22 protein-coding genes are annotated in these 26143 nt (G+C 68.2%); 16 read left to right on the top strand and 6 right to left on the bottom strand.

The genetic code is table 11. The features are described 5' to 3' along the window. From CFP71_RS37460 to CFP71_RS37400, 13 genes are all read left to right on the top strand, one after another. Positions 1-621: UbiA prenyltransferase family protein (locus CFP71_RS37460; protein ID WP_093938640.1), on the top strand; the 621-nt coding region annotated here is incomplete at its 5' end. Then, on the top strand, positions 618-2030 hold the full coding sequence (locus CFP71_RS37455; protein ID WP_093938639.1) for an EboA domain-containing protein: 1413 nt from the start codon (positions 618-620) through the stop codon (positions 2028-2030). The genes CFP71_RS37460 and CFP71_RS37455, both read left to right, overlap by 4 nt. A gap of 4 nt (positions 2031-2034) precedes the next feature. After that, complete coding sequence (locus CFP71_RS37450; RefSeq protein WP_093938638.1) at positions 2035-2898, top strand: TatD family hydrolase; 864 nt, start codon at positions 2035-2037, stop codon at positions 2896-2898. Further along, positions 2895-3974: a metabolite traffic protein EboE gene (eboE, locus tag CFP71_RS37445; protein ID WP_093938637.1), complete on the top strand. Its 1080-nt coding sequence runs from the start codon at positions 2895-2897 to the stop codon at positions 3972-3974. The genes CFP71_RS37450 and eboE overlap by 4 nt, the downstream gene beginning before the upstream one ends. Beyond that, positions 3971-5344 carry an alkaline phosphatase family protein gene (locus CFP71_RS37440; protein WP_093938636.1) on the top strand — a complete coding sequence of 458 codons (1374 nt, stop codon included), beginning with the start codon at positions 3971-3973 and terminating at the stop codon, positions 5342-5344. Before eboE ends, CFP71_RS37440 begins: the two co-directional genes overlap by 4 nt. Before the next feature lie 228 nt (positions 5345-5572). Continuing rightward, positions 5573-8665, top strand: a complete 3093-nt coding sequence (locus tag CFP71_RS37435) for a ThuA domain-containing protein (RefSeq protein WP_093938645.1) — start codon at positions 5573-5575, stop codon at positions 8663-8665. Further along, positions 8665-9669 (top strand): sugar phosphate isomerase/epimerase family protein, encoded by a 1005-nt coding sequence (locus CFP71_RS37430; RefSeq protein WP_093938635.1) that lies wholly within the window; start codon positions 8665-8667, stop codon positions 9667-9669. Before CFP71_RS37435 ends, CFP71_RS37430 begins: the two co-directional genes overlap by 1 nt. 10 nt (positions 9670-9679) lie before the next feature. Beyond that, the gene (locus tag CFP71_RS37425; RefSeq protein WP_093938634.1) at positions 9680-10555 is read left to right on the top strand and encodes a sugar phosphate isomerase/epimerase family protein; all 876 of its coding nucleotides are present in this window, start codon (positions 9680-9682) and stop codon (positions 10553-10555) included. Between the two features lie 14 nt (positions 10556-10569). Then, positions 10570-11589 carry a multicopper oxidase domain-containing protein gene (locus tag CFP71_RS37420; RefSeq protein ID WP_093938633.1) on the top strand — a complete coding sequence of 340 codons (1020 nt, stop codon included), beginning with the start codon at positions 10570-10572 and terminating at the stop codon, positions 11587-11589. A gap of 19 nt (positions 11590-11608) precedes the next feature. Then, on the top strand, positions 11609-15574 hold the full coding sequence (locus tag CFP71_RS37415) for a ThuA domain-containing protein (protein ID WP_093938632.1): 3966 nt from the start codon (positions 11609-11611) through the stop codon (positions 15572-15574). A gap of 70 nt (positions 15575-15644) precedes the next feature. Further along, positions 15645-17528 (top strand): OmpL47-type beta-barrel domain-containing protein, encoded by a 1884-nt coding sequence (locus tag CFP71_RS37410; RefSeq protein WP_093938631.1) that lies wholly within the window; start codon positions 15645-15647, stop codon positions 17526-17528. 215 nt (positions 17529-17743) lie between these two features. Further along, positions 17744-18607, top strand: a complete 864-nt coding sequence (locus tag CFP71_RS37405) for a sigma-70 family RNA polymerase sigma factor (protein WP_093938644.1) — start codon at positions 17744-17746, stop codon at positions 18605-18607. Positions 18608-18635: 28 nt separating this feature from the next. Continuing rightward, on the top strand, positions 18636-19112 hold the full coding sequence (locus tag CFP71_RS37400; RefSeq protein ID WP_093938630.1) for a carboxymuconolactone decarboxylase family protein: 477 nt from the start codon (positions 18636-18638) through the stop codon (positions 19110-19112). A 67-nt stretch (positions 19113-19179) separates the two neighbouring features. On the opposite strand, the gene CFP71_RS37395 is transcribed toward CFP71_RS37400, so the two are convergent. After that, entirely contained in the window at positions 19180-20928 is a 1749-nt protein-coding gene (locus CFP71_RS37395; protein WP_208636131.1) for a BCCT family transporter, read from the bottom strand. 229 nt (positions 20929-21157) lie between these two features. Continuing rightward, positions 21158-21301, bottom strand: a complete 144-nt coding sequence (locus CFP71_RS44435) for a hypothetical protein (protein ID WP_167406408.1) — start codon at positions 21299-21301, stop codon at positions 21158-21160. Between the two features lie 87 nt (positions 21302-21388). Between CFP71_RS44435 and CFP71_RS37390 the strand changes: the two genes are divergently transcribed. Next, positions 21389-22345: a GlxA family transcriptional regulator gene (locus CFP71_RS37390; protein ID WP_093938642.1), complete on the top strand. Its 957-nt coding sequence runs from the start codon at positions 21389-21391 to the stop codon at positions 22343-22345. A gap of 14 nt (positions 22346-22359) precedes the next feature. On the opposite strand, the gene CFP71_RS37385 is transcribed toward CFP71_RS37390, so the two are convergent. The 4 genes from CFP71_RS37385 to CFP71_RS37370 form a co-directional block, all read right to left on the bottom strand. Beyond that, entirely contained in the window at positions 22360-22851 is a 492-nt protein-coding gene (locus CFP71_RS37385) for a hypothetical protein (RefSeq protein WP_093938629.1), read from the bottom strand. A gap of 36 nt (positions 22852-22887) precedes the next feature. After that, a complete protein-coding gene (locus CFP71_RS37380; RefSeq protein ID WP_093938628.1) occupies positions 22888-23076 on the bottom strand; it encodes a hypothetical protein in 189 nt (62 codons plus the stop codon). Positions 23077-23158: 82 nt separating this feature from the next. Beyond that, positions 23159-23464, bottom strand: a complete 306-nt coding sequence (locus CFP71_RS37375; RefSeq protein ID WP_093938627.1) for a hypothetical protein — start codon at positions 23462-23464, stop codon at positions 23159-23161. A gap of 42 nt (positions 23465-23506) precedes the next feature. Continuing rightward, positions 23507-23824, bottom strand: coding sequence for a hypothetical protein (locus CFP71_RS37370; RefSeq protein ID WP_093938626.1), 318 nt, complete (start codon positions 23822-23824; stop codon positions 23507-23509). Between the two features lie 134 nt (positions 23825-23958). Here CFP71_RS37370 and CFP71_RS37365 point away from each other — a divergent pair, with 134 nt between their 5' ends. Together CFP71_RS37365 and CFP71_RS37360 are read left to right on the top strand one after the other, a co-directional pair. After that, on the top strand, positions 23959-24522 hold the full coding sequence (locus tag CFP71_RS37365; protein WP_093938641.1) for a TetR/AcrR family transcriptional regulator: 564 nt from the start codon (positions 23959-23961) through the stop codon (positions 24520-24522). An 18-nt stretch (positions 24523-24540) separates the two neighbouring features. Beyond that, on the top strand, positions 24541-25737 hold the full coding sequence (locus CFP71_RS37360; protein ID WP_093938625.1) for an FAD-dependent monooxygenase: 1197 nt from the start codon (positions 24541-24543) through the stop codon (positions 25735-25737). The last annotated feature ends 406 nt before the right edge of the window (positions 25738-26143 follow it).

Genomic DNA, 26143 nt, shown 5'->3' with positions numbered 1-26143 from the left:
GCTCTTCCGATCTCCCCCGCCGGCGCCGCGCTGACCGCGGCGGGGCTGGGCCTGGCCGCGCTCGGCGGCGGACGCCGGGCGATGCGGGTCGCGGTCCCGCTGGCAGCCTCGGTCTGGGCCTACGACACCGTGCTCAAGCCGACCCCGGCCGGGCCGGTCGCGATGGCGGCCTGCCGCACGCTCGACGTCCTGCTCGGCGCGGGACTTGAAACCCGCCGTGCGCTCACCGCCGCGGCGGCGGTGGGCGTCCACACGCTCGGCGTCACGGCCCTGTCCACCGGGGAGGTCCACGGCGCGAACCCGGCGACAGCCCGTGCCGCTCTGACTACCAGCTGTGTGGCGACAACGTTGGCATTGACCGGACCGGCGCGGGGAGGCTGGCATCGCGCGGCCTCGATGGCCGCCGGTTCGGGCTACGCGGGCCTGGTCGGCCGGGCCCAGGCGGACGCCGTCCGCGACCCGTCGGCGAAGTCCGTCCGCTCGGCGACCAAGTCCGGCATCCACGGCATGGTGCCGCTCCAGGCGGCTGTCACGGCCAAGGGCTCGGTGCTGGGGGCCGTGCTGGTCGCGGCCGCGCTCCCGATCGCCCGCAAGCTGTCGAGGAAGGTGAGCCCCACATGAGTTTTCACCTCGGATACGGCACCAACGGCTTCTCCAACCACCGCCTCGACGACGCGCTGGCGATCATCGCCGACCTCGGGTACACCGGGGTGGCACTGACCCTGGACCACGACCATCTCGACCCGTTCGCCGACGATCTGGCGCGACAGGTCGATTACGTGGCCTCCCGGCTTTCGTCGCTCGGCCTGAACCGGGTCGTCGTCGAGACGGGCGCGCGCTACCTGCTCGACCCGTGGCGCAAGCACTCGCCGACGCTGCTCTCGGACGACCCCGCGCGGCGGATCGACTTCCTGGCGAGGGCGCTGCAGATCGCCGGGGATCTCGGCGCGGACTGCGTCTCCTTCTGGTCCGGGGTGTCCACTGTGGACACAGAGGTCGCCTGGTCTCGGCTGCGTGACGGCGTCGCGGCGGTCCTGGAGCACGCGGACCGGCTGAAGGTACGACTGGCCATGGAGCCCGAGCCCGGGCACCTCGTGCAGCATCTGAGCCAGGTCCTGGACCTGCGCAAGGAGCTCGGCGAGCCGGAGCTGTTCGGCGTCACGCTCGACGTCGGGCACTGCGTCGCGGTCGAGCCGGTCAACGCGGCCGAGTGCGTCCGCCTCGCCGGCCCGCTGCTGTGGAACGTCCAGCTGGACGACATGCTGCCGCGGGTCCACGAGCATCTGGAGTTCGGCGACGGGCATCTGGACCTGCCCGGGACGCTCTCCGCGCTGGCGGAGATCGGCTATACCGGGCTGGCCGCGGTCGAATTGCCCCGGCACAGTCACGCCGCGCCGGACACCGCGCGCCGGGCCTTCGAGGCGCTCACCGCCGCTATGCCGCAAACGTGGTCGGCCAAGGCGGAACGGCGGATCCGGGAGAAGCCGTCGGTGATCGGCGCGCTCTTCCCGGCCGTCGGCCGCGAGGTCGGCCGGGCGGCGCTGCGGCCGGACACCGATCCGCGGGGCCTGGTCCACGGCACCGTCGACGACCGGGCGCGCGTCCGGCTCGTGACGGTCCTGGCCGACGTCCTCGACGACGCGGCGCTCGCCACGGAACTGCGCGATCTCTACCGGTTCGGCGACGACGCCGAGCGGCGCGGGGTCCTGCGGGCGCTCGCCGCGCTGGAGTCCCCGGGCCCCGAAGTCACCGATGCCGGGATCAAGCTGATCGAAGACGCCTTGCGCGCCAACGACATCAGGCTGGTCGCCGCCGCCATGGGGGCCTTCGCCCGGTTCCTGGACGACCACGCCTGGCGCCACGGCGTCCTCAAATGCGTCTTCGTCGGTGTGCCGCTGGCCGCCGTCGCGGATCTGGACGCCCGCGCGGACGACGAGCTGAAGCGGATGCTCGCCGATTTCGCCGACGAACGCAGGGCGGCCGGACGTGACGTTCCCGCCGACGCCCTCGAATTGCTCAAGGAGAACTGAGCCGATGCGCATCTTCGATCCCCACATCCACATGTCCTCCCGGACCACCGACGACTACGAAGCCATGTACGCGGCCGGTGTCCGCGCGCTGGTCGAACCCGCGTTCTGGCTCGGGCAGCCGCGCACCAGCGTCGGCTCGTACACCGACTACTTCGACGCGCTCATCGGCTGGGAACGGTTCCGCGCCGCCCAGTTCGGCATCCGGCACCACTGCACGATCGCGCTGAACCCCAAGGAAGCCAACGATCCCCGCTGTCGCGAGGTGCTCGACGTCCTCCCGAGGTACCTGGCCAAGGACGGCGTGGTCGCGGTCGGCGAGGTCGGCTACGACTCGATGACCAAGGAAGAGGACGAGGTCTTCGCGCGGCAGTTGGCGATGGCGCTGGAGCACGACCTTCCGGTGATGGTGCACACCCCGCACCGCGACAAACTGGAGGGCACCAAGCGCACCCTCGACGTCGTCCGGGAGTCGGGGATCGCGCCGGAGCGCGTCATCGTCGACCACCTCAACGAGGTCACCGTCAAACTGGTCAAGGATTCCGGCGCCTGGATGGGTTTCTCCATCTACCCGGACACCAAGATGGACGAGCACCGGATGGTCGAGATCCTGCGCCAGTACGGGCTGGAGAAAATGATCGTCAACTCGGCCGCGGACTGGGGCCGGTCCGATCCGCTGAAGACCGCCAAGACCGGGCAGGCGATGCTCGACGGCGGCTTCACCGAGGCCGACGTCGACAAGGTGCTGTGGCAGAACCCTGTCGACTTCTACGACCAAAGTGGACGGCTCACCCTCGAACCGCTGCCGGGGTTCACGGGCGAAGCCGTGACGTTCGAGGGCAACTCGGTCCTGCGAGGTGCCCGCAAATGATCTCGTACTGCACGAACGTTCACCCCGCCGAGGACGTCGAAGGCATCGTCGCGCAGCTGGAGCGGTACGCGCTCCCGGTGCGTGAGCGGCTGGGCGCGGACAAACTCGGCGTCGGGCTGTGGCTCTCCGCGCCTGTCGCGCGTGGGCTCGCCGACGATCCTCAGGCGCGCAAGGTCTTCCGTTCCGAGCTCGACGCCCGCGGGCTGTCCGTCTACACGTTGAACGCGTTCCCGTACGGCGGGTTCCACGACGAGGTCGTCAAGCACGCCGTCTACCGTCCTGAGTGGACTCAGTCGGAGCGGGCGGCTTACACGATCGACTGTGTCACGGTGCTTTCCGATCTGCTGGCCGAAGACGCCACTTACGGCAGTATCTCCACACTGCCGTTGGCTTGGCGTGAACCGTGGAGCGAGCACGACGACCACAGCGCGGCCGTCGCCTTCGAACAGGTCGTCCGCGCGATCCGGGCCACCGGTGACCGGCCGATTCGGCTGGCCGTCGAACCCGAACCCGGCTGCGTGCTCGACACCGTCGCCGACGCGCTCGGCTGGCTGTCCGGCCGCGTCGACCCGGAGTACGTCGGGCTGTGCCTGGACACCTGTCACCTCGCGGTGTCGTTCGCCGACCCGGCGGAGACGCTCAAGGCGATCGCCGAGTCCGAGGTGGACATCGTCAAGGTGCAGGCTTCCGCCGCGCTGCACGTCGAAAAGCCGGCCGAGGCGCGGGAAGCCTTGGCGGCGTTCGCCGAACCTCGTTACCTGCACCAGGTCCGCGAGCTTTCGGGAGGCGCCGTGCACAAGGCGGACGACCTGCCCGAGGCATGGCGAGAATTACCGGGAGAAGGCCCGTGGCGCGTGCACTTCCACATGCCGCTGCACCAGGCCCCGGCCGCGCCGCTGGCCACCACGACGGACGTCCTGCGCGCCGTCGCCGCCGGACTGCCCGGCGAACCGCACATCGAGGTCGAGACCTACACCTGGAGCGTGCTCCCGGACGCGGGCGACCTCGTGGGCGGGATCGCCGCCGAACTCGAGTGGGCACAGGCGAATCTGGTCTCGGAAGGGGTTTCCGCATGAAGCCGCTGGTCGTCATCGACGTCGTCGGGCTGACCCCGAAGGCGTTGCGCGACATGCCGAAGCTGTCCGCCGTCGCGAAAGACGGCTGGCAGGCCGAACTGGGCACGGTGCTGCCCGCCGTCACGTGCAGCGCGCAGTCGACGTTCCTCACCGGGCTCATGCCCGCGCAGCACGGGATCGTCGGCAACGGCTGGTACTTCCGCGAACTCGGCGAGATCTTCCTGTGGCGTCAGCACAACCGGCTGGTCGGCGGCGAGAAGCTGTGGGAGACCGCGCGGGCGGCGCACCCCGGGTACACCTCGGCGAACGTCTGCTGGTGGTACGCGATGGGGATGAGCACCGACGTCACGGTGACCCCGCGGCCGATCTACCACGCCGACGGCCGCAAGTCGCCGGACGCCTACGTGCGGCCGCCCGAGCTGCACGATCAGCTGACCGGCGCGCTGGGGGAGTTCCCGCTCTTCCAGTACTGGGGCCCGACGGCGTCGCTCAAGTCGAGCGAGTGGGTCATCGGTGCTTCGCGGCAGATCTTGCGGGAGAAGCGACCCGATCTGCTGCTGACCTACGTCCCGCACCTGGACTACGACTTGCAGCGGTTCGGCCCCGATGGGCCGCAGGCTCGGAAAGCCGCGCGGGAGCTGGACAACGCGCTCGCGCCGCTGCTCGACGACGCCCGCAACGCCGGGGCGACCGTGGTCGCGCTCAGCGAGTACGGGATCACGAACGTGCACCGGCCTGTCGACATCAACCGGGCGCTGCGGCGCGAGGGCCTGCTGGAGGTCTACACCCAGGCGGGGATGGAGTACCTCGACCCGTGGGCGTCGCGCGCTTTCGCCGTCGCCGATCACCAGGTCGCGCACGTCTACGTCCGCGACTCCGCCGATGTGGAGCGGGTGCGGTCCATCGTCGGCGAGCTGACCGGTGTCGACGAGGTCCTCGACCGCGAGGCGCAGGCCCGTTACGGGATCGACCATGAACGCGCCGGCGAACTCGTCGCGGTCGCCGAGCCGGACTCGTGGTTCACCTACTACTACTGGCTCGACGACGAGCGGAAGCCCGACTTCGCGCGTGGCGTCGAGATCCACCGCAAGCCGGGCTACGACCCCGCCGAACTGTTCTTCGACCCGGAGGACAAGTTCGCCAAGGCGCGGGCCGGGCTGAACCTGGCCAAGAAGTTCGCCGGGCTGCGGTACGCGATGGACGTCGTCCCGACCGATCCGCGGTGGGTGCGCGGCTCGCACGGACGGCTGCCGGATGCAGGCGAGGACGGTCCGGTGCTGCTGTGCTCGGACCCGGCCTTCTCCCCGTCCGGTCGCGTCGGGGCGACCGATGTCCACCCGCTGTTGTTGTCCCTGCAGGGATTGAAGTAGAGGAGGTCCTCGGTCCGGTGGGTCGTGAGTGGTAAGTGACGTTAGAACGGCACTTACCACTCACGACCACCCCGACCCACCACTCACCCGCCCCCTCCCCACCCACTTCACCTCACCGCACAGAAAGGCGTTCTCCACCCGCATCCCCTTCCTTGATCGCCGCCGCTCATCGAAAGGATCGCTACTGCTATGTCTTCGAAACGACGACTGGGTGTGCTCGTCACAGCCATGGTCACGGCTCTGACAGGCGTCGCGCTACCGGTGCACTCCGCATCGGCGCACGAAGCGGCGACGGTGCTCGTGTTCTCCAAGACCGCGGGCTTCCGCCACGATTCGATCCCCGACGGGATCAAGGCGATCAAGGATCTGGGGGCGCAGAACCACTTCGGCGTCGAGGCGACCGAGGATGCGGCGGCCTTCACCGACGCGAACCTCAAGCGCTTCAACGCCGTCGTCTGGCTTTCCACCACCGGTGACGTGCTGAACGCGGACCAGCAGGCCGCGTTCGAGCGGTATGTGAAGGGAGGCGGCGGGTACGTGGGCGTGCACGCCGCCTCCGACACCGAATACGACTGGCCCTGGTACGGCGACCTGGTCGGGGCGTACTTCAAGTCCCACCCGCAGATCCAGCAGGCGAACGTCAAGGTCGAGGACCATGGCCATGTGTCCACTGTGGACCTTCCGGAGACCTGGCCGCGCACCGACGAGTGGTACAACTACCGCTCGAACCCGCGGAGCAAGGTCAACGTCCTCGCCAGCCTGGACGAGAAGAGCTACCAGCCCGGTGACGGCGCGATGGGCGATCACCCGATCGCCTGGTGCCACGAGAACTCCGGCGGCCGTTCCTGGTACACCGGCGGCGGGCACACCAAGGAGTCCTATGCCGAACCGGCCTTCCTCAAGCATCTCGCCGGTGGCATCAAGTACGCCACCAAACTGAGCGAGGCGGGCTGCGCCGAGAAGACCCAGGAAGACCCGGTCGACGCGGACTTCGACCAGATCACCCTGGCGAAGGGTGAGGAGAAGACCGGCGAGCCGATCGCGCTGTCGGTGCTGCCCAACCGCGACGTCTTGCACACCTCGCGCGACGGCCGCGTCTGGTACACCAGCTCGTCGGCGACGACTTCGCTGGCCGGGCAGATCCCGGTCTACAACCACGACGAGGACGGCCTCCAGGGTGTCGCCATCGACCCGGACTTCGCCAAGAACCGCTGGGTCTACCTGTACTACGCGCCGAAACTGAACACCCCGGCCGGTGACGCACCGGAGAACGGCACCCCGGCGGACTTCGAACCGTTCAAGGGCTACAACCAGCTCTCGCGGTTCAAGCTGGGCACCGACACCAAGCTCGACCTCGCGAGCGAGCAGAAGATCCTCCAGGTCCCGGCCGAACGCGGTATCTGCTGCCACGCGGGCGGTGAGATCGACTTCGACGCGCAGGGCAACCTCTATCTGTCCACAGGGGACGATTCCAACCCGTTCTCCTCCGACGGCTTCACCCCGATCGACGAGCGCGCCGACCGCAACCCGGTGTACGACGCCCAGCGCAGCTCCGGCAACACCAACGACCTGCGCGGCAAGGTGCTGCGGATCAAGGTCGGAGCGAACGGGAAGTACACCGTCCCCAAGGGCAACCTCTTCCCGAAGGGCAAGGCCAAGACCAAGCCCGAGATCTACGCGATGGGCTTCCGGAACCCGTTCCGGTTCGCCGTCGACCGCAAGACCGGCTGGATCCACCTCGCCGACTACGGCCCCGACGCCGGCGCGGCCGACCCCAAGCGCGGTCCCGGCGGCACGGTCGAATTCAACCTGATCAAGAAGCCCGGCAACTTCGGCTGGCCGTACTGCATCGGGGACAACCAGCCGTTCATCGACTACGACTTCGCGACCAAGCAGTCCGGCGCGGCCTTCGACTGCGCCAAGCCGAAGAACACCAGCCCGCGCAACACCGGGCTGACCGACCTGCCGCCGGTCGAGAAAGCGTGGATCCCCTACGACGGCGGCTCGCTGCCCGAGTTCGGCACCGGCCCCGAGTCCCCGATGGGCGGTCCGGTCTACCAGTACGACGCGAAGAACCCGTCGCAGACCAAGTTCCCGGAGTACTTCAACGGCAAGACCTTCGCCTACGAATGGGAACGCGGCTGGATCAAGGAGATCACCGTCGGCAAGAACGGGGAACGCGGCGCCATCAAGCCGTTCTTCGACTCGATGGACCTCGTCCGCCCGATGAACATCGAGTTCGGCCCGGACGGCGCGCTCTACGTCCTCGACTACGGCACCGGCTACTTCGGCGGCAGCAAGGAATCCGCCGTCTACCGCGTCGACTACACCAAGGGACGCAAGACCCCGGTCGCCCAGGTGACCGCGGACAAGACGTCCGGCCAGGCACCGCTCACGGTCAAGTTCGACCCGGCCGGGACGAACGACCCCGACGGCGGCGCGCTCACCTACGCCTGGGACTTCGACGGGAACGGCACCACCGACTCCACCGAAGCCGCCCCGGTCTCCCACACCTACAGCGCGAACGGCCAGTACACGGCGAAGCTGTCCGTCACCGACTCCACCGGGCTGACCGGCTCGGCGAGCGTGGTGGTCACGGTCGGCAACACCGCGCCGGTGGTCACGCTGAAGACGCCGGTCAACGGCAGCGTGTTCAGCTTCGGCGACATGGTCCCGTTCAAGGTCGAGGTGACCGACGCCGAGGACAACCCGATCGACTGCTCGAAGGTGACCGTCGAGTACATCCTCGGTCACGAGGGACACGGGCATCCGCTGAGCCGCGCGACGGGCTGTGAGGGCACCATCGCCACACCCGCCGACGAAGGACATGGCGCGGACGCCAACGTCTTCGGCGTCATCAACGCCAGCTACACCGACAACGGCGGCAACGGCGTTCCCGCGCTCACCGGCGACGCGGAGTCCATCCTGCAGCCCAAGTTGAAGCAGGCGGAGTTCTACACCCAGTCCAGCGGGATCGAGGTCGTCGGGCACGCCGGCGCCAGTGGCGGCAAACGTGTCGGCCACATCGAATCCGGGGACTGGATCAAGTTCGACCCGGTGAACCTCGTCGGCGTCCGCGGCATCGGCTACCGGGTCTCGTCCGGCGGCGCGGGCGGGACGATCGAGGTCCGCTCGGGCGCGGTGGACGGGCCGCTGGTCCAGACGGTCACCGTCGCCAACACCGGCGGCTGGGACACCTATGCCGACATCCCGGCCTCCGCCATCACCGACCCCGGCGGCACCGGCTCCTTGTTCCTCGTGTTCAAGGGCGGTTCCGGCGGCTTGTTCGACGTCGACGCGATCACCTTCGAGGAGAACTGATGAGCCGTCCGATCACCCTGTTCACCGGTCAGTGGGCGGATCTCCCGTTCACCGAGGTGTGCAGGCTGGCCAGTGAATGGGGCTACGACGGCCTCGAGATCGCGTGTTCCGGCGACCACTTCGAGGTCGACCGCGCACTGTCCGAAGAGGACTATGTGCCCGGCCGCCTCAAGCTGCTCGCCGAGCACGGCCTCAAGGTGTGGGCGATCTCCAACCACCTCGTCGGACAGGCCATCTGTGACGACCCGATCGACGAACGCCACCGGGCCATCATTCCTTCGAGGGTGTGGGGCGACGGTGAGCCGGAAGGCGTCCGGCAGCGGGCCGCGAAGGAGATGGCCGACACCGCCCGCGCGGCGGCGAAACTCGGTGTGGACACGGTGATCGGCTTCACCGGTTCGAAGACCTGGAAGTACGTCGCGATGTTCCCGCCGGTCTCGCAGGCGGTCATCGACGAGGGCTACACCGACTTCGCCGACCGCTGGAACCCGATCCTCGACGTCTTCGACGAGGTCGGCGTGCGGTTCGCGCACGAGGTGCATCCCTCGGAGATCGCTTACGACTACTGGACGACGAAACGTGCGCTCGAAGCTGTCGGCGACCGTCCGGCATTCGGGCTGAATTGGGATCCTTCGCATTTCATCTGGCAGGACCTCGACCCGGTCGGTTTCATCCTCGATTTCGCCGACCGGATCTACCACGTGGACTGCAAGGACACCAGGAAACGGTTCGACGGACGGAACGGAAGGCTCGGCTCGCATCTCCCCTGGGGAGATCCCCGACGCGGCTGGGACTTCGTTTCGACCGGGCACGGCGACGTGCCTTGGGAGGACTGTTTCCGCGCACTGAATTCGATCGGCTACGCCGGTCCGATCTCGGTGGAGTGGGAGGACGCCGGCATGGACCGGCTCCGGGGCGCGGCGGAAGCCGTGACCTATCTGCGGGGGCTCCTGTTCGACAAGCCGTCGGCGGCCTTCGACGCGGCTTTCAGCAACCAGAAGTGAGGGCGGTTTCATGTGCGGTGAAGAAGCTGAGCGGTTCCACTCTCGACGGTCGCTACTCCGGGGCGCCGCGACGGCGGCGGTCGCGGTCGGCGCGGCGGTAGCCCTGCCGAGCGTGGCCACTGCCGCCACCGAGGGATCCGGCCACCACGGTCGGGGCCGGGTCCCGGTGGACAAGATCAGCATCCAGCTCTACTCCCTGCGCACCGCGTTGCAGGCCGATCTGCCGGGAACCCTGTCCGCGCTGGCGGACATCGGCTACCGGAAGGTCGAACTGGCCGGGACCTACGGCCGCACGGCGCAGGAGTTCCGCGGCCTGCTGGACAAGAACCACATCAAGGCGACGTCCACGCACGTCGGCATCGACGGTGACCTCGACAAGACCATCGCCGACGCGAAGGTCCTCGGGAACACCAGGGCCAACGTGCCGTTCGCGGCCTTCGACACCATCGACGGCTGGAAGCAGTTCGCCGGACGGCTCGACACGGCGGCGCGGAAGTTCCGCCAGGCGGGGATCCCGCTCGGCTACCACAACCACGCGCACGAGTTCGCGCCCATCGACGGCGTGCGCCCGTACGACGTGCTCACCAGGGGCACCAACCCGCGTTACGTGCACCTGGAGATCGACCTGTTCTGGGCGGTCGAAGGCGGTGTCGACCCGATTTCCCTTTATCGCCAGCACTTCCCGCGCGTGGTGCAGTACCACGTCAAGGACCGGACGGCGGACGGGAAGATGGTCGACCCCGGAAAGGGTGTCATCGACTTCCCCCGCATCTTCGGGTGCACCCGCCCGCATCTGCACGAGTACATCGTCGAGCACGACAACCCCACGGATCCCCTGAGCACCGCCCAGACCGGATTCACCTATCTCCGTAACGTTCGCTTCTAGCTGGGGAATCCACAATGGACAAGAACAAACGCGGGCTGTCCCGCAGATCGATGCTCGCGGGCACCGCGGCCGGGGTCATCGCCCCGGTCGTGGTGTCGGCGAGCGCCGGTTCGTCACCGGCCGCGGCGGCGGGGATGACCCGCAACATCACCGTGTACGCCGACTACGTTCCCGGCTCGACCCGGGTCGGGTACGGGCTCGAACCCGGCAAGCCGACGATCCCCGGGCCGCTCCTGGAGTGCTACGAGGGCGACACGCTGGTGATCGAGCTGGTCAACAACACCGACCAGCGCCTTTCGATCCACCCGCACGGCGTCAACTACGACACCAAGTCCGACGGCTCGCCGTTCAACGACTCCTTCAACAAGCCCTACGAAACCAAGACCTACACCTGGAAGACGCGGACGGCTTACCAGGCGGCCAACGGTTTCTGGATGCCCGGCAGCGCGGGGTACTGGCACTACCACGACCACGCGTTCGGCGGCGACCACGGCACCGTGGGCCTGATGAAGGGCCTCTACGGCGGCCTGATCGTGCGCAAGCGCGGGGATCTCTTGCCCAGCAAGCAGTTCACCGTGGTGTTCACCGAAATGTGGATCAACCACCAGGTCGCCCCGAACACCCCGATCTTCGAGGCGAACCTCGGCGAACGCGTCGAGTTCATCTGCATCGGGCACGGCAACCTGATGCACACCTTCCACCTGCACGCGCACCGCTGGGCGGACACCCGCACCGGCATGCTCACCAGCGCGACCGACAACGCCCCGATCCTCGACAACAAGACCCTGGACCCCGGCAACTCCTTCGGGTTCCAGGTGATCGCCGGTGACGGTGTCGGGCCGGGCGCGTGGATGTACCACTGCCACGTCCAGCAGCACTCGGACGACGGCATGTCCGGGGTGTTCCTGGTCCGCAACGCCGACGGCGGGATGCCCGCGGGCGCCCAGGAGGCGATCGACCGCTTCAAGGGACATCAGCACGGAACCACGGCCGCGCCCAACGCAACCGGCGCCTCGGCGCACACCCACCACTAGACTTGAAAGGAGCGAGAACTTGAGACGAGTCTTTTCCCAACGCAGGCTCCGCAGACGGTCACTGGCCGCGCTGGCGGTCGGCGCCGTCGTCACCTCCGGGCTTCCGCTGGCCATCGCCCCGGTGACCGCCGAAGCCGCGACGAACGTCCCGGTCAACGTCCTGGTCTTCCACGGCACCGCCGCGGACCAGAAGGACCCCGTCTTGCGCGCCACGGACGCGATCGCGAGCCTGGGCCAGGCGAACGGGATCACCGTGTCGTCCTCTTCGGACCCCGCGGTGTTCACCGGCGCCAACCTCGCGAAGTACCGCGGCGTCGTCTTCCTTTCCGCGCAGGGCATCACGCTCAACCGCGACCAGGAAACCTCGCTGCAGAACTACATGAAGGCGGGTGGCGGCTTCCTCGGGCTGTCGGACGCCGCGCGGGCCCAGGACGGTTCGCAGTGGTTCTCCGGCCTGATCGGTGCCCGCCCGGTGGGGGCGCGTCCCACCCCGGAAGCGGTCGCCTCGGTCACCGCGAGCGCGGAGAACGCGCCCAACGAGGGCAAGGAGAAGCTGGCCGACAACAACGAGAACACCAAGTGGCTGGCCTTCACGAACACCGCCTGGGTCGCCTACAAGCTGGCCGCGCCGGTCGCCGTGAGCAGCTACGCGCTCGTCTCGGCGAACGACTTCGCCGGCCGTGACCCGAAGAGCTGGACCCTGCAGGGCTCCAACGACGGGACCACGTGGACCGATCTGGACACCCGCACCAACGAGGCGTTCGCCGACCGGTTCCAGAGCCGGACCTTCACCTTCGCCAACACGACGGCGTACGCGAACTACCGGCTGAACATCACCGCCAACGCCGGTGAGACGGCCACCCAGCTGGCCGACTTCAAGCTGTTCAAGGACCAGTCGAACACCCCGCCGCCGCCGGAGAACGCTCCGGCCGAAGCCACGGTCGACGTCCTCGACAAGGCCAACCCCATCACGGCGGGGCTGCCGCAGAAGTGGGTCCGCACGGACCGGTGGCTCAACTGGGAGGTCAACCCGGTCGGCACCGTCCACACCGTCGCGCAGGTCGAGGAATCGACCTACAAGCCGGGCGTCGGCGCGAACGGCGCCTTCCACCCGGTCTCGTGGTGCCGCGACTACGATGGCGGCCGCTCCTTCTACACCGGCATGGGCCGGACCGAGGCGAGCTACGGCGAAGCCCAGTTCCGCAGCCACATCCTCGGTGCGCTGAAGTGGACCACCGGCATGGTGCGCGGTGACTGCAAGGCGGGCATCGCGGCCAACTACAAGGTCGAACGCCTGACCGGGATCAACCAGACCGGCCAGCTGGACCAGATGGGCGAGCCGCACGGGCTCACCATCGCGCCGAACGGCCGGGTCTTCTACATCGGCCGCGCGGCCTGCGCCGGCAACACGGTGCCCTCGCCGAACGACTGGAGCAACCCCGAGATCGGCGCCGGCTGCGGCACGATCCACCAGTGGGACCCGGTCACCAAGAAGCCGAAGCTGCTCACCACGCTGAAGGTGATGGGCAACCGCGGCAGCGGCGACGAACTGGTCAAGAACGAGGAAGGCCTCCTCGGTCTCGTGCTGGACCCGAAGTTCAGCGAGAACGGCTACATGTACGCGTACTGGATGCCGCACGCGTCGGTCGACCGTGACAAGCAGATCGGCAAGCGCACGGTCTCGCGGTTCACCTACGACCTGAAGAACCAGACGCTGGACCAGGCGACCCGCAAGGACCTGCTGTCGTGGGACGTCCAGGTCCACAGCTGCTGCCACGCGGGCGGCGGCATGGACTTCGACAAGGACGGGAACCTCTACATCGGTTCCGGTGACAGCAACTCGTCGCAGGGCTCCAACGGGTACTCCGGCAACAACTGGACCCAGGACTACAAGGGCGTCTCGTTCCAGGACGCGCGCCGCACCGCCGGTAACACCAACGACCTCAACGGCAAGATCCTGCGGATCCACCCCGAGGCCGACGGTACCTACACCAACCCGGCGGGCAACCTGTTCCCCGAGGCCAACGACCCCGGCGACAAGACCAGGCCCGAGATCTACGTGATGGGCGTGCGGAACATCTCGCGTCTGCAAGTCGACAAGAAGACCAACTGGCTGACCGCGGCCTGGGTCGGCCCGGACGCGACTTCGCCGAGCCCGGAACTCGGCCCGGCCAAGTACGAGACCGCCACCATCATCACCGAGGCCGGCAACCAGGGCTGGCCGTACTGCATGGGCAACAAGCAGCCGTACCGCGACCGCAGCAGCACCGACGCCGCGGTGCTCACCGGCTGGTACGACTGCGACAACCCGGTCAACACCTCGCCGCGCAACACCGGCCTGGTGAACCTGCCGCCGATCAAGAAGAACATGATCTGGTACTCGCCGGACGGCGGCGGGCCGGTGTTCCCCAACCGCCCCAACAGCTCCGTCCCGTCGTACAACGCGGCCGAGGCCACCTACACGCAGCCCTACCTCAAGGGCGGCGGCCAGGCGGTCATGACCGGGCCGACGTACCACCGCGAACTGGTCAACGCCAACAGCGGGGTCGCGTGGCCGTCGTACTGGAACGACAAGTGGTTCATCGGCGACCAGAGCAACGGGCAGAACCGGATCGCGGTCACCGTCGACCCGGCGGGCGTCGCGAAGCAGGATCCGCCGGTGTTCGCCGAGACCGTGCGGCAGATCATCCCGACCGGTGGTGGCGACACCAAGCTGAACCAGTGGATGGACGCCAAGTTCGGGCCGGACGGCGCGCTGTACGTGCTCGACTACGGCGGCGGCTTCTTCACCGTGAACAACAACCAGAAGCTGCTGAAGATCAGCTACACCGGCGGCGAGGCCACCCCGGCCGCGGCGGCGGCGTCGACGATGGTGCAGAACAAGCCGCTCACCGCGGCCTTCACCGGGTCGAAGTCCGGCGGCGTCTCCTACAAGTGGGAGTTCGGCGACGGCACGATCTCGACCCAGGCCGACCCGCGGCACACCTACCCGCGCACGGGTCTCTACACCGCCAAGCTGACCGTGACCTACGCGGACGGCGAGACGGTGACCACGCGGAACTCGGTGAGCGTCGGGTGTTTCGTGGCGGATTCCGGTGCCACGGTGACCATCGGTGACACCGACACCGGGGTGACCAACCGGAACGCCGGTGGCGGCTGCACTGTCGACGACATGATCGACGACGAGAGCACGTGGACCTCCCACGCCGGTTTCGTCAATCACGTCACCCAGGCCGTGGACCGCCTCGGCGACCTCGGCGTGCTGAACGCGTCCGAATCGGACAAGATCAACGCCGCGGCCGCCGCGTCGCCCATCGGCAACAAGGGTGTCACCGGCTACGACGCGATCTACGACGGCACGGCCGAATCGTTCCGCAACTGGTCGCAGGCGCCGTCCGGGCAGTTCGCCATCCAGCCGGACGGGTCACTGCGACCGTCGGGCGGGCTCGGCATGCTGTGGTACTCGGCGCGGCAGTTCGGCAACTTCTCGGTGAAGCTGCAGTTCAAGGACATCGCGCCGAGCGGCAGCGCCAACAGCGGTGTGTTCGTCCGGTTCCCGGACCCGCGCACTCCGCTGGAGCAGCGTCCGCCGGGCAGCTGCGGCACGGTCGGATCGGCGAAGACGTCGCAGGCCTGGGTCGCGATCTACTGCGGGCACGAGGTCCAGCTGTACGACGGGGCCACCGGTGAGCCGCAGAAGACCGGGTCGATCTACAACTTCGACCCGCGGCCGCTGGACCAGGCGGGCGTGAAGCCGAAGGGGACCTGGAACGAGTACGAGGTCAAGGTCGTCGGGCAGAAGTACACGATCAGCCGCAACGGCGTCGTGATCAACGAGTTCGAGAACGCGCCGGGCATCCAGTCCACGCGCGCGGGTGACCCGTCGACCGACTTCCGGCAGTTCGTCAGCGGGTTCATCGGTCTGCAGAACCACAGCGACAACGACGTGATGGAGTTCCGCAACATCCGGGTGCGGCAGCTGTAGCGCGAAAACCGGCCGGGCGCGTGGATTCCGCGCGCCCGGCCGGTCTCCCTGTACGGAAGGTTTCCCTGCGATGTCCCCAAGAACCCTCGTCGTGGCCTTGCTGGCCGCGGCGCTCGCGATAGCCGGCCTGGTGTTACCGGGCGCGTCCGCACCCGCCTCCGCCGCACCCGTCCAGACCCTGGAATGGACCGCCGGAGACAGCACCGACCACTACCTCAGCGCGCCGACCACCGCGGTGGCGGGCGAGACCAAGATCCTGTTCAAGAACACCGAAGCCCTCGGCTCGACGATGTCGCACACGCTGACGTTCGACACCTCGACTCCCGGCTACAACCACGACGTCACCCTCAACATCGTCGCGAACCCCTACGACGAGCAGAACGGCGAGCACGAAGCGACCGTGACGCTGACCCCGGGGAAGTACCGCTTCTACTGCACGATCCAGGGGCACAGCAAGATGGTCGGCGAGTTCGTCGTCACCGACGGCGGCGGCTCCGACACCACCCCGCCGACCGTGACGGCGAACGTGACCGGCACCAAGGACACCGCCGGGAACTACGTCGGTTCCGCGACGGTGAACCTGGCCGCCACGGACAGCCAGTCCGGAGTGGACAAGGTCGAGTATCAGCTCGACGGCGGTGCCTGGACCGCGTACACGGCGCCCGTGGCGGTCACCGCCGTGGGCTCGCACATGGTCCACTATCGCGCTTCCGACAAAGCGGGCAACGTTTCCCCGGAAGGGATGTCGTCGTTCAGCGTCGTCACCGGCCAGCCCGGTGACACCACGCCGCCGACGGTGACCTCCGAAGTGACGGGGACCAAGGACGGTGCGGGGAACTATCTCGACACCGCCACCGTGAAGCTCACCGCCACCGACGCCGGATCCGGCGTCGACAAGGTCGAGTACAAAGTGGACGAAGGCGCGTGGACCGCGTACACCGCTCCGGTCGCGGTTTCCGCGCCGGGGATGCACATGGTCCACTACCGTGCGTCCGACAAGGCGGGCAACGTCTCGCCGGAGGGCATGGCGCACTTCACGATCGTCAGCGGTGACACCACGGCGCCGACAGTTACGGCCGAGGTGACCGGCACCAAGGACACCGCCGGGAACTACGTCGGCAAGGCGACCGTGACCCTGACCGCCACCGACGCCGGATCGGGTGTCGGCAAGGTCGAGTACAAATTGGACGGTGGACCGTGGCTGACGTACTCGGCACCGCTCGCGCTGACCGTCGTCGGCGCGCACACGGTGAACTACAAGGCGACCGACAAGGCGGGCAACGTCTCGGCGGAAGGCACGGCGACGTTCACCATCGTCGAAGGCGACGACAGCACCGCGCCGGTCGTCTCCGTGGTGGTGAGCGGTGATCTGGACGGAAGCTGGTCCTACATCGAGGACGCGACCATCACCCTGACCGCGACGGACACCGGGTCCGGCGTGGACAAGATCGAGTACAAACTGGACGGTGGCGCCTGGGTGGCGTACACCGCGCCGGTCAAGGTGACCGCGCTCGGCACGCACACGCTGGCCTACCGCGCTTCGGACAAGGCGGGCAACGTCTCGGCGGAACAAGGCGGCGCGTTCACCATCGTCGCCGCGCCGCCGGGTCCGGACGCCTGCCCGGACTCCGACGTCCGGGACACCGTGTTCGTCGGCTCGGCGGACAGCCAGGTCGAGAACCGCGACACCGGCAACGGCTGCACGATCAACGACGTGATCGACGACGAGTCGGACTACTCGTCGAACGACCAGTTCGTGGCGTACGTGCGGGCCGTGACGCAGGAACTCCTCGACGGCGTGGTCATCTCGTCCGACGAGCGGAACCTGATCGTCACGGCGGCGATCGACTCGGGCATCGGCGGCCCGGTTGTCGAACCGGAGCCGCAGAAGAAGCCGGAGACGAAGAACCCCGGCATGAAGAAGACCGTGAAGACGCCCATCCGGGACGTCTGAGCCGGTCTTGTCCGTGCTTGGGGCCGGAACTCGCGTGCTCAGGGCCGGAACACGCGTGCTCAGAGGCGGAACACGTGAGTTCCGGCTCCAAGCACGCGAGTTACGGCTTCAAGCACGCGAGTCACGGCCCTGATCACGCGAGTCACGTCTTCGGTTACCTTTCTCGCGCCGCACTCGTCATGTCCATGACGGATCGGCGTGAGAAAGGTACCGACATGACCGGCGAAGCCCTGGCCAGCGCGTTCGAGGAGCAGCGCGGCCGCCTGGTGGCGGTGGCCCACCGGATGCTCGGTTCGCGTGCGGACGCCGAAGACGCCGTCCAGGAGGCCTGGCTGCGGCTGGCCCGCCAGGACGCCGACACGATCGACAACCTGTCCGGCTGGCTGACCACCGTCGTCGGCCGCGTCTGCATCGACGTCCTGCGCTCCCGCAAGACCCGCCCCGAGGACTCCTACGACGAGCCGCCCGAGCTGGTGATCCTCGACGACTCGCCGGAAGAAGACGCCCTGCTCGCCGAATCGGTCGGGCTGGCGCTGCTCGTGGTGCTCGACACCCTCGGCCCGTCGGAGCGGCTGGCCTTCGTCCTGCACGACCTGTTCGCGGTCCCGTTCGCCGAGGTCGGCGAGATCCTCGGCAAATCCGCGGACGCGGCCAAGATGCTCGCCAGCCGCGCCCGCCGGAAGGTCCGGGGACAGCGTCCGGCGGACGAACCGGGGCAGCGCGCCGTGGTCGACGCCTTCCTCACCGCCGCACGCGAAGGGGACTTCGACGGGCTGCTCCGGGCGCTCGACCCGGACGTCACCTGGCGTTCCCAGACCCGGCGCGGCGAGATCGTGCGACTGGGCGCGGCCGAGGTGGCCATCCGCGCCCAGCGGGGCGCCCGTGCCGTGGCGACCTCGCGCCCCGCCCTGGTAGGCGGCAAGCCCGGCGTGGTCACCTGGGACAAGCGCGGCAGGCTGGGTGGCGTGATGGCATGCACCGTCGTCGATGGCCGCATCGTCGCGATCGACTCCGTGAGTGACCCGCGTCTCCTCGCCGCCATGGGTGTTACCTCTCTCGAAGCCCCCTCGTCGAAGTAAGTGAACACAGACGAGAAGGAGAAATCCCATGCAGGCAAGGCTGGAAGTCTTCAAGACCGCTCTCGCGCCCAAGCTGGTGAAGCACCTCGTCGCGGCGGGCAAGGTCCTCGAAGGCAGCGAACTTCCCGCGGCGACAAGGGAACTGGTGAACATCCGGGCCAGCCAGATCAACGGCTGCTCGGGCTGCCTCGACATGCACACGAAGGACGCCGCGGCGGCGGGGGAGACGTCGACCCGGCTGCATCTGATCGCGGCATGGCGGGAGGCGACGGTCTTCACCGAGGCCGAGCGCGCCGCGCTGGAACTCACCGAGGCGGGTTGCCGCATCGCCGACAGCGCCGGTGTCACCGACGAGGCGTGGGAAGCGGCCGCCAAGCACTACGACGACGAGCAGCTCATGGCGCTGGTGACCCAGATCGCGCTCATCAACGCCTTCAACCGGCTGAACGTCATCACCCGGCAGCCCGCCGGCGACTACACGCCCGGCCAGTTCGCCCACCACTGAAGTACATGAAGGCCCCCATCCTGTACCCAGGCGCAAGGATGGGGGCCTTCATGTACTCACCCGGGGATCAGGTGCGGTGCTTCGAGCGTCCGAGGATGGTGCGACGGCGTCCGTGGCCGTTGGTGCGTTCCTCGTGCAGTTCCTTCAGCGACAGCATCATCGCGTCTTCCTGCTTCATCAGCGGGTCGTTGCGCAGGTCCTTCCAGACCGATGCGCACAACCCGACCATCACGAACACGAACGGCACCGCGATCAGGATCGTGAGATTCTGCAGGCCGGTCAGCGCCTTGTCCCCGCCGACCAGCAGCATCACCGCCGCGACGGCACCCATGAGCACGCCCCAGAAGACGACGACGCTCTTGCTCGGATGCACGCTTCCGCGCTGGGACAAGGTGCCCATGACCACCGACGCCGCGTCCGCACCGGAGACGAAGAAGATGGACACCAGGAGCATCACCAGGATCGCGATCGGGATGAACCACGGCAGGGTTTCCAGCAGTTTGAACGTCGCCGATTCCGCACTGCCCGCGCCCGCGATGTCCGTCCCGGCCCGTTGCCTGCTGATCGCCGCGCCGCCGAAGATCGCGAACCAGATCAGGCTCACCACGCTCGGGATCGCGATGACACCGAAGATGAACTGCCGGATGGTGCGGCCGCGCGAGATGCGCGCGATGAACATGCCGACGAAGGGCGTCCACGAGATCCACCAAGCCCAGTAGAAGACCGTCCAGCCGCCGAGCCAGGTCTGCATCTCGTCGCCGCCGGTCATCCCGGTGCGGCCGGACATCTCCGCCAGTTCACGGAAGTAGTCGCCGATCGCGCCCGGCACGATGTTGAGGATCAGCACGGTCGGCCCGACCACCAGCACGAACACCGCGAGCACCGCGGCGAGCACCATGTTGATGTTGGACAGCCACTGGATCCCCTTGGCCACCCCGGAAACCGCCGAGGCGATGAACGCGATGGTGAGGATCGCGATGATCGCGACCAGCAGGCCGCGGCCGGGGTTGTCGATCCAGCCGACGGCGCCCATACCGCCACCGACCTGGAGCGCGCCGAGGCCGAGGGAAGCGGCCGAACCGAACAGGGTGGCGAAGATCGCCATGATGTCGATCGCCTTGCCCAGCGGGCCTTCGGTGCGCCGCTTGCCGATCAGCGGCGCGAACACCGAACTGATCAGCTGGCTGCGGCCCTTCCGGAAGGTGCTGTAGGCGATCGCGAGGCCGACGACGGCGTAGATCGCCCACGGGTGCACGGTCCAGTGGAACAACGTCGTCGCCATCGCGGTGTGGACGGCTTCGTCGGAGTTCGGGGCCGCGGTGCCCGGGGGCGGGCTCGCGAGGTGGGAGACCGGTTCGTACACGCCGAAGAACATCAGGCCGATGCCCATGCCGGCGCTGAACATCATCGCGATCCACGACGACGTCCGGAACTCGGGCAGTTCCTTGTCCCCGCCCAGCGGGATCCGGCCGTAGCGGCTGATCGCCAGGCAGACCGCGAAGATCACGAAACCGCTCGCGGTCAGCACGAAAGCCCAGCCGCCGTAAGGGATCACGGCGTCGTTCAACAGGGTCTTCGAGACGCTCGCGAGACTGTCCGGGGAAAGCACGCCCCAGACGATGATCGCGAGCGCGAGCGCGGCGGCGATACCGAAGACGGTGCGGTCGGTCTCGGCGGGGCGGTCGGCGGCGAGGTCGAGGGGGACGTGCTCATCGGGCGGGTGGCCCGGACCTGTCGTGTCCGGTGCGTTGGCGAGGTCCGTCGCGGACTCCGCGACCACCTCTTCTTCCGCTTGTTTACCGTCCTGCGAACTCATGTTTCAGCCCCGCGCCGATGACGGCGCGATCTCCTTCCGCCCGAGTTAACCCGTTTGCACCACTGCACCCTAACCAGAAAACTGGTAACCGGCAGAAAATACGGGCGGAAAGGTTTAAACCGGCAATTGTGGGCCTGACCTCGGCGGATACGGGCCGTATCGGCGGTCTAGGCGGGCAACGTGTCGCTCGTGACACCGTGTCGCCGAATCGTCAGGCTCCCGGTGGCGTTCAGACGGTGGCGCCGCCTCGCCAGAACGGACGGCTGAGCGGGTCCCCACCTGCGGCGTTCGGGCGGCCTTGCCGGATGTGGTTGCGCTCCAGCAGGTAGGTGACGAGGGCGATCAGGGCGAGGGTGACGATGATTGCGGTCATGGCAGTAAGTTTGCGCCGATCGACATCCTGCCAGAAGTGGCAGTTCTGTCGTTGTGCGACAAAATCCTGCCAGCTATGCTCCGGGGCATGCTGAAGAGCGTCGCCGTGGTGCTGCTGGACGACTTCGCCCCCTTCGAGTTCGGCGTCGTCTGCGAGGTGTTCGGCTACGACCGGACCGAGGACGGTGTGCCACTGCTCGACTTCCGCGTGTGCGGGGAGCGGGCGGGCGTGCCGCTCAGCCTCGGGCACGGCGTCAAAGTGACCCCGGAGCACGGCCTCGAGGCGACCGAAGACGCGGACCTCGTCGTCGTCCCAGCCTGCGACGTGCGCGAGGAGTATCCGCCCGCGGTGCTGGAGACACTTCGCGCGGTTTCGGCGCGGGGTGCCACGCTGCTTTCGGTCTGCACCGGCGGATTCGTGCTGGGCGCCGCGGGACTGCTCGACGGACGGCGGTGCACCAACCACTGGCGGCACAGCGATCGGTTCCGGAAGCGGTTCCCGCAGGCCCGGCTGGACCCGGACGTGCTGTTCGTCGACGACGGCGACATCATCACCAGCGCGGGCACGGCCGCCGGCATCGACGCCTGCCTGCATCTCATCCGGCGCGAACTCGGTTCCGCCGCGGCCACCGCCATCGCCCGGCGCATGGTCGTGCCGCCCCAACGGGAAGGCGGGCAGCGTCAGTTCGTCGAGGTGCCGATCCCGGAGTGCACCGGTGACAGCCTCCAGCCGGTGCTCACCTGGATGCTCGACACCATCGCCGACGAACATCCCGTCGCCGACCTCGCCCGCCGTGCGCGGATGTCCGAGCGCACGTTCGCCCGCAAGTTCGTCGCCGAGACGGGCACCACGCCGCATCGCTGGCTTTCCACGCAGCGGGTCCTGCACGCGAGGTCCCTGCTGGAGGAGACGTCGATGGGCATCGACGAGGTCGCGCGCCGGTGCGGCTTCGGTTCGGGAGCCCTACTGCGCCACCATTTCCACAAGGTGGTCGGGGTTTCCCCGCAGGACTACCGCCGGACCTTCGCGCCTTCGCGCGTTTAGTCCATAAAGGACGATCAGGTGCGCCGTCCGACGGCTTCGAAGATGTCGTGAGCCAGCACGGCGGCGCCCTCGGTGAACCCGTTGATGAGGATCTTCCGGCCGTCGGTGAGCTTGACGAGGCAGCCGACGTCGCCGCCGAGCGCCTTGGCGAGGACGTTCTTCTTGCTGTGGTCGACGGCCGCCTCGACCGCGATCCACGGCACGATGGTGGTGGACTTGCGCCAGGTGTGCACGAATCCCCGCTCGTACAGGGTGAACGTCTCGCCTCGTTTGCCGATGGCGTGCCAGCAGGCCCAGCCGCCCATCAGCGCCAGCCCCAGCCCGCCGCCGATGACGAGGCCGATGAACATCTCCCCGCCGAAGGTCCCGCTCTCCTGGGCCATCACGAACAGGAGCACTCCGGCGACGGAGATCGGTACGCCGATGACGATCGCGGCCACACCCCGGAGCGCGCGGCTGCGCGTGTTCGTCTCGAAGCGTTCGACGTAGGCACCCAGCTCGGTCACCGGCAGGACGGTAACGGCGAACGGGGGGACCGGTCCCTAGCTCTTGGTCTTCTTGTTGAACAGGCCGAGGGACTGGGCGAAGGTGGCCGCGCCGACGAGGAAGACGAGCGGCAGCGTCTTGGCCCAGAACGCGCCCACGTCGAGCGAGATGAGCAACGCGAGGAGCCCGCCCGCCAGCGCGGCCAAGACGAGCATTCCCAGTGCGACGCGGGGTTTCGAGACCATGTGTCCTCCCAAAGCGGATTCGGAAGAGCAAGCCTGACGAGAGCCGCGTCGCGAAAAGAGGTCATTTTTGCCGCGCGGGGTTTCAGCTGTCCTCACAGAGGACGACGTGCAGCATGCCGCCGGGCAGCTCGCTTTTCCCGTGGACGAGGAACGCCGGGCCGAGACCGATCTCCGCGCAGTAGTGCCTGCCCCACGCCTCACCGATCCGGGCGGGGCCGTCCTCGGCGAGGTCGCGAAGCTGGTCGCTCTCGAGTTCGAAGGCGCGGCGGCTGCCGACGAGGAAGAGGGTGTCCGCGGCGATGCTCGGGCGAAGCTGGTTGCGGTCGCCTCGGTAACCCCGGTGCTCCTCAGGGGTGAAGATCGGGAAGGCGTCCGGCGGCAGCTTCACCGTGTGAGGTGACCCCGTGCCGAGCCTGCCACGTACGCTTTTTCAGCGGGACAACGGAAACTGAAGGCTGTGGTGCAGTAGGACCAGGTCGAGATCCGGGCCAGCGTCGCTCTGTTCGCAGGCCGTCCGGCTCGCGCGGTAGGGCAGGTACACCAGGCTGCGCGGGGAACGCGCGGCCAGCCACCAGGCGGCGGCGAGTTCGCGTGCCGACACTTCGTCCACGTCGAGGTCCGCGCCGAGCCGGCTCTCGATCAGTGAACCGTGCGAGCCAGGCTGTGCCGCCCTGACGACACGGTAGGTGTCCCTGCCGAGGCGGACCTGACTGATCCGCGTGCGCCAGTGGTACCCGTCCAGTTTCACCGTGCTCCGTTCTCTCTTCGTCGGACGGAACTGTAGGGACCGGACGTCGGCCGTGACCACCGAGTTTGCGCGCCGGGCGAACCCGGGCCTACGATCAGGGCAGTCGTACAGGACGAACGCCCTAGGAGGCGATGGTGGCAGTCTCACCGGCCGCGGAACGCGGTCAGGCCGCTCGGCGGCGGTTGCTCGAAGCCGCGGTCGCGTTGGTGCCCGAACTCGGCTGGTCCGCGGTCAGCACCCGGATCCTGGCCGACCGCGCGGGTGTCACGCCGAGCGTCGTGCACTATCACTTCCCCTCGTTGCGGGCGTTGATGATCGAGGCCGTACTCGGAGCGATGCGCGAAGTCGCCGGCGCTTTCGAACCGGCGCTGGAAACCGCCGAGACGCCGGCGGACGCGGTGGACGCGCTGCTGGCGTCGGTCGGCGAGTACTCCGGCACCGATCCGATGTCGTTGCTGTTCGCCGAGGCCTACCTGGCCGCGACCCGCGAAGACACCTTGCGCCAAGGCATCCGCGAACTCCTCGCCGATTTGCGCGCCAGGTTCGGCGCCTGGCTGGCGAACCGCGGAGTGGCCGACGCGGAGGCGACGGCCGAGGTGCTCTTCGCCACCGTGGACGGGCTGCTGCTGCATCGCGCGCTCGAACCGGATTCCGGTCGAGAGGTGCCCTCGGCGGTCCTGCGCAGGCTGGTCGGCTGAATCGAAGGGAGGAACCTCATGAAGGTGGCGATCTGCGGTGCCGGGATCACCGGTCTCGCGTTGGCGCACCGGCTCGCGACGCTCGACGTCGAGGTCGTGGTGCTGGAACGGGCGGCGGGACCGCGAGAACAGGGTTACATGATCGATTTCTTCGGGCCGGGGTTCGACGCGGTCGAGGAGATGGGCCTGCTGCCCCGGATCGAGGCCGTGGCGTACCGAGTGGACGAAGCGAGTTTGCTGGACGATCATGGTCGACGCCGCGCGGCCATCGACTACGTCCAGTTCGCGAAGTCGTTGCGGGGCAGGCTGTGCAGCATCATGCGGCCCGATCTGGAACGTGTACTGCGCACGAATCTGCCGTCCACAGTGGACGTCCGGTTCGGCGCCGGGGTCGCGGACGTCGAGGATCTCGGCGACCGGGTGCGGATCACCTTGGTGGACGGTGCGGTGGTCGAAGCCGATCTGCTGGTCGGAGCCGACGGGATCCATTCGACCGTACGGCGGCTGGTTTTCGGCGAAGAGAAGCAATTCCTGAACTACCTCGGATTCCACACGGCGGCGTTCGTCTTCGAGGACGAAGAGATCCGCGCGCGGGTGGGGGAGCGGTTCTGCCTGACCGACACGGTCGGGGCGCAGATGGGGTTCTACGGTCTCCGCGACGGCAAACTCGCGGCGTTCGCCGTGCACCGCGCGACGGACCCGGCCTTGCCGGACGATGCCCGCGCGGCCCTGCGCGCGACCTATGGTTCGCTCGGCTGGGCGGTACCCGAGGCGCTGGATCTCTGCCCGCCGTCCGACGAGGTGTACTACGACCAGGTCGCGCAGATCGAAATGCCTTCGTGGAGCCGCGGGCGCGTCGTCCTGGTCGGCGATTCCTGTTACGCCGTCTCACTTCTCGCCGGTCAGGGCGCGTCCCTCGGGATCGCGGGCGCCTTCGTGCTGGCCGAACGGCTCACCCGGACGCCGTCGATCGAAACCGCGTTCGCCGAGTACGAGAAGCTCGTCCGCCCGGTGGTGACCGAGAAGCAGCAGGTCGCCCGCCGGGGAGCCCGATGGTTCCTGCCCGCGAACCGGTTCCTGCTCCAGGCGCGGCGGGCTTTCCTTCGGGTGGCGCGGTTTCCGGGGCTCGAACGCACGCTCGCGGCCGCCGTCACGGGCAAGTCGACGGCGCTGGTGACGAATCTGCGGCACGGGACCGAGATCCGGAGCCGGTGAGTCGCTCTAACGCTTGGCCACGCTTCGGACGCTTCGGACGCTTCGGTGCAGCACATGTGTGGTGGTGGGTGTTCCCAATGTCGCATCCGAGACGCTGAGCGACTCAAACGCGGCATTGGGAACAAGGCGCCCCCTGCGGACCGCGAGGGCCGCGTCCCTTGGCTCGGCGCGGTCTGGCGCGGTCGGCGGTGTTGCGAAAGCCACTTTCGCAACGTTGAAGGTTGTGAAAGTGGCTTTCTCAACGTCCCAAGCAGACCCGCCGGCAAGCGAACAGGGCACTTTCGTCTTACGGCGCAATAGAACCCGAATCCTCCACTCACGACCACGTCGACCCGGTGCGCTCCACTGACTCCAACGTCGCGAAAGCCACTTTCGGGACATCAGACGTCCCGAAAGTGGCTTTCGC

It is taken from the genome of Amycolatopsis thailandensis (genome assembly GCF_002234405.1).
GTDB classification, from domain to species: domain Bacteria; phylum Actinomycetota; class Actinomycetes; order Mycobacteriales; family Pseudonocardiaceae; genus Amycolatopsis; species Amycolatopsis thailandensis.
This window is presented reverse-complemented; position numbering and strand designations above follow the sequence as displayed.